We start from the raw sequence: 1172 nt of genomic DNA on the forward strand, positions 1-1172 counted from the left end.
AAAATTTTAAAGTTTTCAATTAGAAAATTATCATTAGGTGCAGCACCTGTTGTTATTGGCGCTTTGATATTTGGAAGCTATATGCCAACTAAAGCTTATGCAAGTGACAATGGTATAAATGTTAATTATACATATCTAACTGAAAATGAACTTACAGAATCGGAAAAAAGTTTAATTAAAAATAGTATACCAAATGATTTAAAAAATAACGAAACCTATTATATGGTTTATAAGAAAGAAAGTCATAATGCTAGCGCTGATACACTGAAAACAAAATTATTACCTAATACTGGAGAATGTTCACTCCCATTAGCTGGATTAGGTCTAGGAACAGCAGTTCTAGTGGTATTTCTAATATCAAAAAAATATAGAAATAAAGTACTTAGTGTTATTTTGATTGGTAGTTTAGGGCAGAGTGCTATAGTGCCTTATCATTCTTTCGCTTTAGAAAATAAAGATTTAGTTCAATATAATACAAAAGCAACTATAAGCAATTCTTCTGAACTTGCTAAAGGTGTAATTCAAATATCAGGATACAGATATATAGGGTTTTTCACACAGAGTGATTTGAAAGAATTTTCTCACAATTTTAAAAATATTCTTTCCCAAAAAATGAAAACTCTAGTTGAAGAAGAGGGGGTCTCTATTAAACAAGGAAAATCGTTATTACACCTAGGGGGAGTGGTAAGTGAGAAAGGCGAGGCGTTAGTTCAATCAGAAAAATCAGTAGGAATAGTAAGTGAAAAAGGAGAATCGTTAGTTCAACCGGAGAAACCAGAAGGAGTGGTAAGTGAGAGAGGCGAGGCGTTAGTTCAATCAGAAAAACCAGTAGGAATAGTAAGTGAAAAAGGAGAATCGTTAGTTCAACCGGAGAAACCAGAAGGAGTGGTAAGTGAGAAAGGAGAATCGTTAATTCAACCGGAAAAACCAGAAGGAGTAATAAGTGAAAAAGGCGAAGCCTTAGTACAGCCGGAGAAACCAGAAGGAGTGGTAAGTGAGAAAGGTGAGTCGTTAATTCAACCAGAAAAACCAGAAGGGATAATAAGTGAAAAAGGCGAAGCCTTAGTACAGCCGGAGAATCCGATAGGAGCAGTAAGTGAAAAAGGAAAATCGTTAGTTCAACCGGAGAAACCAGAAGGGGTAGTAAGTGAGAAAGGAGAATCGTTAGTACA

1 protein-coding gene is annotated in these 1172 nt (G+C 35.0%); it reads left to right on the forward strand.

Features of this window, described 5'->3' with window-relative positions; all coding sequences use genetic code 11:
- Positions 1-1172 (forward strand): YSIRK-type signal peptide-containing protein (locus HMPREF3186_RS09350; protein WP_231724146.1); only part of this gene is annotated, 1172 nt, incomplete at both ends.

Origin of the sequence: Gemella haemolysans (assembly GCF_001553035.1) — a bacterium.
GTDB lineage: Bacteria > Bacillota > Bacilli > Staphylococcales > Gemellaceae > Gemella > Gemella haemolysans_B.